At 49.5% G+C, this 7,789-nt stretch carries 8 protein-coding genes and 1 pseudogene; 7 read left to right on the forward strand and 2 right to left on the reverse strand.

The features are described from left to right. Positions 1 to 736, forward strand: a pseudogene (locus AC3DOM_RS13430) (hypothetical protein); the annotation flags it as partial. Positions 737 to 986: 250 nt separating this feature from the next. Here the strand turns inward: AC3DOM_RS13430 and AC3DOM_RS13435 are convergent. After that, positions 987 to 1,826 carry a vWA domain-containing protein gene (locus tag AC3DOM_RS13435; protein WP_487919564.1) on the reverse strand — a complete coding sequence of 280 codons (840 nt, stop codon included), beginning with the start codon at positions 1,824 to 1,826 and terminating at the stop codon, positions 987 to 989. A gap of 107 nt (positions 1,827 to 1,933) precedes the next feature. Beyond that, complete coding sequence (locus AC3DOM_RS13440; protein WP_487919557.1) at positions 1,934 to 3,034, reverse strand: magnesium chelatase ATPase subunit I; 1,101 nt, start codon at positions 3,032 to 3,034, stop codon at positions 1,934 to 1,936. A gap of 120 nt (positions 3,035 to 3,154) precedes the next feature. On the opposite strand from AC3DOM_RS13440, the gene AC3DOM_RS13445 reads away from it, so the two are divergent. The 6 genes from AC3DOM_RS13445 to AC3DOM_RS13470 all read left to right on the forward strand — a co-directional run bounded on the left by AC3DOM_RS13445 (position 3,155) and on the right by AC3DOM_RS13470 (position 7,786). After that, complete coding sequence (locus tag AC3DOM_RS13445; RefSeq protein WP_487919558.1) at positions 3,155 to 4,603, forward strand: 30S ribosomal protein S1; 1,449 nt, start codon at positions 3,155 to 3,157, stop codon at positions 4,601 to 4,603. A gap of 79 nt (positions 4,604 to 4,682) precedes the next feature. Continuing rightward, positions 4,683 to 5,771: a dipeptidase gene (locus tag AC3DOM_RS13450; protein WP_487919559.1), complete on the forward strand. Its 1,089-nt coding sequence runs from the start codon at positions 4,683 to 4,685 to the stop codon at positions 5,769 to 5,771. Continuing rightward, complete coding sequence (locus tag AC3DOM_RS13455) at positions 5,771 to 6,238, forward strand: hypothetical protein (protein WP_487919560.1); 468 nt, start codon at positions 5,771 to 5,773, stop codon at positions 6,236 to 6,238. Before AC3DOM_RS13450 ends, AC3DOM_RS13455 begins: the two co-directional genes overlap by 1 nt. Before the next feature lie 175 nt (positions 6,239 to 6,413). Beyond that, a complete protein-coding gene (locus AC3DOM_RS13460; RefSeq protein ID WP_487919561.1) occupies positions 6,414 to 6,653 on the forward strand; it encodes a hypothetical protein in 240 nt (79 codons plus the stop codon). Positions 6,654 to 6,727: 74 nt separating this feature from the next. Continuing rightward, complete coding sequence (locus AC3DOM_RS13465) at positions 6,728 to 7,327, forward strand: hypothetical protein (protein ID WP_487919562.1); 600 nt, start codon at positions 6,728 to 6,730, stop codon at positions 7,325 to 7,327. Positions 7,328 to 7,351: 24 nt separating this feature from the next. Continuing rightward, entirely contained in the window at positions 7,352 to 7,786 is a 435-nt protein-coding gene (locus AC3DOM_RS13470) for a hypothetical protein (protein WP_487919563.1), read from the forward strand. Positions 7,787 to 7,789: the final 3 nt, after the last annotated feature.

Genomic DNA, 7,789 nt, shown 5'->3' on the forward strand with positions numbered 1-7,789 from the left:
CGGGACCGAGCAGCGCCGTCTGACAACAGAAGATTATGTGCGGCATTTTTACCCCTCAATGGCTTCAAATGGAAAAAGTGTGGTCTATGCCCAATTTGGCGGTGAGAATATTTACGACATCTATGAAATGACGCTCGACGGGCAGGTTTTGCAAATTACGGATGATCTTGGGGTGTTGACTGCACCTGAAATCTCCCCCGATGGTAATCAGATCGCCTTTACCTATTGGACACCAACATCGGACCATGCAATCTGGGTGATCGAACGAGACGGAAGCAATCCTCACGAGGTCACCCCCAGCGGATGGGATCCCACCTGGTCGCCGGATGGTAAGGAAATACTTTTCGCCTCAGATCATGGCGGTAGTATTCAAATGTATATCGTCAGTTCAAATGGTGGAAACCCACGCCAGGTCAATCTGATGAACAATTTGCGTGGTCGCACGGATTGGTCGTCCCGTGGAGAAATTGTCACCTATTCAGGCACATCCTGGAATCGTGAACTCTATTTGATGAACGTGGATGGGACAAATCTTCATCAGATCACGCCTGAGGGAGGCAACAGCCAGGGTCCCAGCTTTTCACCGGATGGAAATTGGGTTACGTTTACAGCGTATTTCGATCATTATGGCGAAGATCACGGTTGCGAAATTTATATTATGCGCACCGACGGGACAGACTTACGCCGGTTGACCGACAACGATTATTGTGACTGGCAGCCTCGCTGGGGGCCCTGATTGGAAAGTACTGTAAATTAATATACGTCATTGCGAACGAAGTGACACATGCACCGCACTGCGTTTGTTGCACACCGTCCGGGTATCCTTCGGGAGTGCGGGTGAGCAATCTCCCGGTCTGTTGGTGAGATTGCTTACCCCTTCGGAGTACAGGTCGGCAAAAAAACGGCCTCGCACGTGTGCCTGCGGCTCAGTACAGGCAATCACGTTGTATACGAACTGCTGAATTTAGGCAAACCCCTGAATTAATCTATCCCCTCATTTCTCCCTTGACTGCGCGATAGAGATTTTCGGCTTTTAGTTCACCCAGTGTATAGCAAGAGGCTTCGAGATGATCGGCCAGTTTTTGGGCCAACCCCTGATCGAAGCTCTCATGCTCCATATTGACAACAATGCTGCGGATATGATTTTTTGCGATTCTTTCAGCAAAAAAATAAGCTTCCTCGTTGGGTGGCTTTGTGCCGATTGAAACATTGCCTGCGCCATCTGTCAGGATGATGATCAAGGGCTCAACATCCGGGTGAGTGAATTTTTCCCGCTTCAATATTTCAGATGCCATCAGGATTCCCGCCGCGAGGGGCGTTTTACCACCGACAGGGATATTGACAAGGGCGCGTTGGGCGAGCTGAACAGAGTTGGTGGGGGGCAGGATGAGGGTGGCCCGATCTTTCTGGAAGACGATCAGCCCGACTCGATCCCGACGTTGGTAGGCATCCGTCAATAGAGACAGGATGGCACCCTTCGTTGCGTTCATCCTTTCGGCAACCGCCATCGACCAGCTTGCATCCACAACGAAGAGGACCAGGTTGGCAGCCTTTTTCACACGAATCTTGCGTTGCAAATCACTTTTTTTGATGGAGAAGGCTACTTTTTTGCGTTCTTCAATTCGTTTACGTTGGAAGGGGGCAGCAGCCCGCAAGGTAGCATCGAAGGCAATATCATCCTTGCGGCCATTTGCAGGTGTAGCACGGATATAGCGCCCATGCTTACGCTCAGTGCGTGTGGAAGACCGCCGTCCGGAATGACGGCGGGATAATTTGTCCAGGGGAGTATTCAGTGAACGTGGTTTGAATGTTTCGCCGGCTTGAATTTTCTGGCCGCCCTCCCACCAATTTGCATCCGTATGGGCGAAAACATCCTGTGGTCCAGCCTCAGGCTGGCCCTGTGGAGGGCCTTCCTGAACGTCTTCCTCAATAGTTAAGTTTTTTTTTCCTGGGCACCCTCTTCTGAGTCAGATTTCTCTTGCAATTCTTCCTCCTCAGCGATTGCCTGGCCGCGCAATTCTTCGATCCGTTCCTGGAGACTTTCTGGAGTCATGCCCTCCTGCTGGAAGGGGGAGCGATTGATGCGGTGAGGCAATGCTAATTCGGCGGCAAGGGCGATATCCATATCGGTGATCGAGGTGCGACCATCGAATGCGGCCTGGGCACGTGCAGCCTTCAGGATGACCAGATCAGCGCGGTGACCATCAACGTTGAGAGATGAGGTCAGCGCGGCAATGGAAAGCAGGTCGCGGCTGGTATATTCCACCTTATCAACCAGGGTACGGGCATGGACGATCCTCTGAGAGAGTTCGTCTTCCTTGCCTTGCCATTCAGCGACAAAGGCTTTGGGGTCCTGCTCGAAGCCAAGATGACGTTCCATAATGGCAACCCGTTCGCGGGTTCCGCGAATACCAACGATATCAACCGATAAGGCAAAACGATCAAGCAGTTGAGGACGTAAGTCGCCTTCTTCTGGGTTCATTGTGCCAACGAGAATGAAGCGAGCCGGGTGTGAGAAGGAAATTCCCTCGCGCTCGACAATATTCATTCCCATTGCGGCAGAGTCCAACAAGACGTCAACAACATGGTCGTCAAGGAGGTTGACCTCATCAATATAGAGCAGGCCGCGATTGGCGGAGGCAAGAACACCTGCCTCGAAGTGACGTTCGCCCTTTTGGATGGCTTGTTCAATATCGAGGGTGCCGACCACGCGATCTTCTGTTGCTGAAACGGGAAGATTGATAAAGGGAATTGGGCGTTCTTTTGACGGAAGCAGGCCTCCATTTGTCGAGCGCTCCCGACATTCCGTACACCAACTGGACGAGTGCTCGGGGTCACATCCAAATCGGCAATCCACTACTACATTAACGTCAGGGAGTAGCATGGCCAGAGCACGGGCGGCAGTGGATTTTGCCGTGCCGCGTTCTCCACGAATTAAAACACCACCGATGCGAATATCTACGGCGTTCAGGATGAGGGCCCGTATCATGCGTTTTTGCCCTACGATGGCGGTAAATGGGTAAATAGTTGGCATATAATTTGTTCCTCGCAGGGCATTATAACTCACGTCAAACATTGTGCAAGGGTTGCCAAGTTATTGGTTAGGACGTATAATGCGGCGTATAAATTTTGTAAGTTGGAGAGTTAGAGAATGATGGATGAGAACGACACCCTAAACGGGCAGGAAGCTGTAGAAGAAGAATCCCAAGTGCAAGAAGAAGCAGTTGATGTTGATGTACAGGAAGAAGAAAGCATGGACAATCTGCCAAGCATGGCAGAATTGTTGGACGCTGAAGAGTACAAAGTCGATTTGCCACAACGGGGTGAAATTCGTACAGGTATTATTGCCAGCATCGGCCCAAGCCAGATCTTGGTTAGTATTGGTGCAAAGTCTGAAGGAGTAATAGCAGGACGAGCATTAGATGAGATTTCACCTGAGGTCCTTAAAACATTTGAGGCTGGTCAGGAAATCAAAGCGTATGTTCTTAATCCCGAAGATAAATATGGCAACGTCATCCTGTCTTATACCCGCGCGATCGAGGTGCGGGCATGGAGCCTTGTTGATGAAATGCTCAAGGAAGAGGAATCCTACGAAGGCAAGGTCTGCGGTTATAACAAAGGCGGCCTGCTCGTAGATGTAGAAGGTTTGCGTGGTTTCGTGCCCGCATCGCAGGTCAGCGCGGTCCGTCGCAGCCTGGCAGTTGGGGCCACGCCTGAACAGCGCTGGGCCAAAATGCACGGTGAACCGATTGTCATCCGCGTTATCGAGGTTGACCGCGAACGCCGCCGCCTGATTCTTTCTGAGCGTGCTGCAAGTAATGAATCTCGCCAATCGATCAAGGAACGCGTGATCGAAGGGTTGGAGATTGGCGAATCTTATACCGGCCGCGTGACCAGCCTGGCGAATTTTGGCGCTTTTGTAAATGTCAACGGCGCTGACGGTCTCGTCCATCTTTCTGAGATCTCCTGGGAACGTGTAAAACACCCCAGCGAGGTTCTTGAAATAGGCCAGGAAGTCACGGTAAAAGTAATCAGTATTGACGAAGAAAAAAAGCGGATCGGTCTTTCATTACGTCAATTGCAGGATGATCCGTGGAAATCCCGTATCGACAATTTCCAGGTTGGAGAATTGATCGAAGGCACGATTACCCGCCTGACCAAATTTGGCGCCTTTGCCCAGCTTGAAGGTGATATTGAAGGTTTGATCCACGTATCTGAGATCAGCGATCAACGTATTGAGCATCCAAAAGAGGAACTCAACGAGGGTGATGTTGTTATTTTACGCATTATCCGGATTGAAGCAGATCGGCGTCGAATTGGTTTGAGCATGCGCAAAGTAGATTCAGCGGCCTATGTCGATAAGGATATGAAAGCCCTTGCAGAAGCGCTTGACTCAGACGAATCAGAATCCGAAGCGGCTGCGTTTGATGACGCTCCCGTAGATGAACCTGTAGCAGAGGCATCCCCTGTTGAAGAGGCTGCTGCTGCTGAAGAAGCTGTTGCAGAAGAAGCTCCTGTTGAAGAGGCTGTTTTAGAAGAAGCTCCAGTTGAAGAAACTGTTGTTGAAGAAGCAAAAGACGAAGTCGCTTCAGAAGAAGAATAAACCTGATGACCGAGAGCGCACCTTCGGGTGCGCTCTTTTTTTTTACCATCTGTGATATGCTAATTTGCATATCCATACTATGGCTCTGATTGTAGACGCGCACGAAGACATCGCATATAACATCCTAAACTTTGGGCGGGACTATACGCGTTCGGTTGCGGAGACGCGTCGTCTTGAGCATGGTTCTGAAATTATTGATCAAAATGGGCATACTTTATTTGGCTGGTCTGAATATCAGCAAGGCAAAATAGCCCTGGTCTTTTCCACTCTTTTTGCATTGCCCAAACGTTTCCAGGTTGGGGCATGGGAAGAGGTCGTCTACAACAACCCAGATGAAGCCCACAAGCTCTACCGAAGCCAAATTGATATTTATCGACGTCTTGTGGACGAGCATCCCGATAAATTTAACTTGATCCGCACCACTCAAGATTTGGAACAGCATCTGTCCAAATGGCAGGATTCAGTTGAGGAGCGCCAGCGCCCAATAGGACTTGTTCTCCTTATGGAGGGCGCCGATGGGATCCGATCTCCTGAGGAGCTGGAAGAGTGGTGGACATTGGGATTGCGCATTATCGGCCCCGCCTGGGTCGGTACCCGTTATAGCGGCGGCTGGCTTGAACCTGGTCCCATCACCAGTGAGGGCAGAGAATTGCTTGCTGCAATGGCAGATTACAAATTCACCCTCGATCTCAGCCATATGGATGAAGAAGCTGCACTGGAAGCCCTTGACATTTACGAAGGAGCGATGATTGCCAGTCATAGCAACGCAGCAGCTTTGCTTCCCAACTCTGGCAGCAACAGGCATCTCTCTGATCAGATTATTCGAGGAATTATCGAGCGTGATGGTGTCATCGGTGTTGTTCTTTTTAATGGCTACTTACAGGTAGGGTGGAAAAAATCGGATGGAAGAGAACCGATTACGCTAAATCACGTCATTGCGCATATTGATCACATCTGCCAACTTGCAGGAGATGCTCGTCATGTCGGGATTGGATCAGATTTCGACGGTGGTTTTGGCCTCGATTCAGTTCCTCATGGGATTGACACCGTTGCCGATCTCCAAAAACTCCCCCCCCTTCTCGCCGAACGCGGTTATACTGAGAGTGATATTTCCGCTATCCTTGGTGAAAACTTTATTAACCATCTCAAGAAAAATCTCCCTTCATAATGATCTCACCTGAAACTCCATCTTTATCTCGCACATCGGTCAAGTTTGGTTTATATGCCACGCTGATAGGTCTTTTTATCTTTAGCCTGGGTGCAAAACCAGAATGGTTTGGTGTGGATCGAAGTCCCGTTGTAGGATTTGTACAGATTGCTGTTTTTCTGCTTGGATTGGGTGTGATCTGTCTGGGGGGCTATGTTGGCCTGGCTGCTCTTTGGGGAGATGATCAGCGTTCTATCGCAGCAGATATTGGCCTTCGTTTGGTTGCCACTGGGTATGTGCTGTCTGTTTTTACTGGCATGGCAGATGTTTTTGGGATGGGAACACAACCTCTGCCAGAAGTACCCTTTTTTGGGCCCCTGCAAGCAACCGGAATGGTCATTGGTCAGGGAATGATCGCTTTCGGGTTTTTGCTTTCTGTACGTTTCTATAATAAAGGGCGACTTACCTTTTGGAAGAAGTTATCGTAATATCGAAAAAAGTAACCTAGGCTAATTTAACTCGCTCTCATAGATTGATTTCTCAAAAACACTCCAAGATTGGGGTGTTTTTCTTTACACATTCTTCATCTTTCCTTGACAAAGCATTCACAGATGTTCACTATACTCCCTGCTAATAACAAATTCTATGCAAAAAGGAAAAAATATGTTTTCAAAGCTCTTCGCAAACAAAAAGATATTATGGATCACAGTCGCGGTAATCAGTCTCCTCGCAGTAGGTGGATTATATGCTTTCCGGAATTCTCAGGCGGATTCAGATTCGGCGGATGCGCCAACCATGCAAACTGCAAAAATCCGACAAGGGGATTTGACACTCTACGCAAGCGGAACCGGGACCCTGATCCCCGTACCGTGCAAAAACCTCAACCGAAGTATTTTACTCTAGAAAACGGTTATATTCGTCCGGTCATCATCTGTTGGTAGAATAGGGTCATCTCACAAAACGGAGTACAAAATCAGATGGGTTGGTTCATTCTCAAACACATTTTTGCCACTATTTTCTCCTTTATCAATATCAGGCGATTATCCGATCAGGAAAAAGACTTGGAAATCCTGATGTTGCGACAACAACTATCCATCTTGCAACGCAAACTCAAACATCCGATCAAACCCAGCAAGATAGAGAAATTGACCCTGGCCGTTCTGGCCAACAGGCTCAAGCGAGCTACTCACCAAACCGCAAATCAACTCCGGGATGTCATCCGCATCTTCGAACCTGGGACCGTGCTGCGCTGGCAAAGCTTCCCCCGCACTATCGGGGATCGGGAACTGGTTCGGCGCAAATGGACCTACCCTAACAAAAACAAGGGTGGGCGGCCACCGATCAGCAAGGAAACTGAAGGCCTCCTGGAAGGACACCGGGACGGTGTGATTCTCCGTCTTGCTCGAGAGAACTCTCGCTTGGGTTATGGCAAGATCGTGGGAGAACTTCTCAAGTTGGGCTTTCAGGTCTCCCTGACAACGGTTCGAAATGTGCTCGACCGTTATGGTATCCAACCAGCGTCTGTTCGGAATGGATCCATTGGTTGGCGTCATCTGATGACCCACTACAAAGAATAGATCCTGGCGTGTGATTTCTTCACTGTGGAAACTGTCTTTCTTCAGACCATATACGTGCTTTTCTTCATTGAATTGGGGTCGCGCCACGTCCATTTTGCTGGTATCACTACCAACCCCAATCAAGTCTGGGTTACGCAACAAGCCCGGCAGTTGGTTTGGGAACTTTCCGACAGAGAAAAGCCATTGCGCTTCTTGATCCATGACAATGACAGCTCTTTTTGCCCAGCCTTTGATACGGTTTTCGAGTCCGAAGGCTTCCACGTTATCCCCACGCCTGTCCGGACCCCGAATGCCAACGCGTTTTCTGAACGCTGGGTTCGTACTGTCCGCGAAGAATGTCTGGATTACATTCTTGACTTCACTGCAAAAACTACCAGACGAGGGCTTCCGCCGGAATATATGGGGGTGGTTGCGGAGCAACCACCCCCATATATTCCGGCGGAAGCCCTCGTCTGGTAGTTT

The organism is Candidatus Desulfolinea nitratireducens, assembly GCF_982879505.1.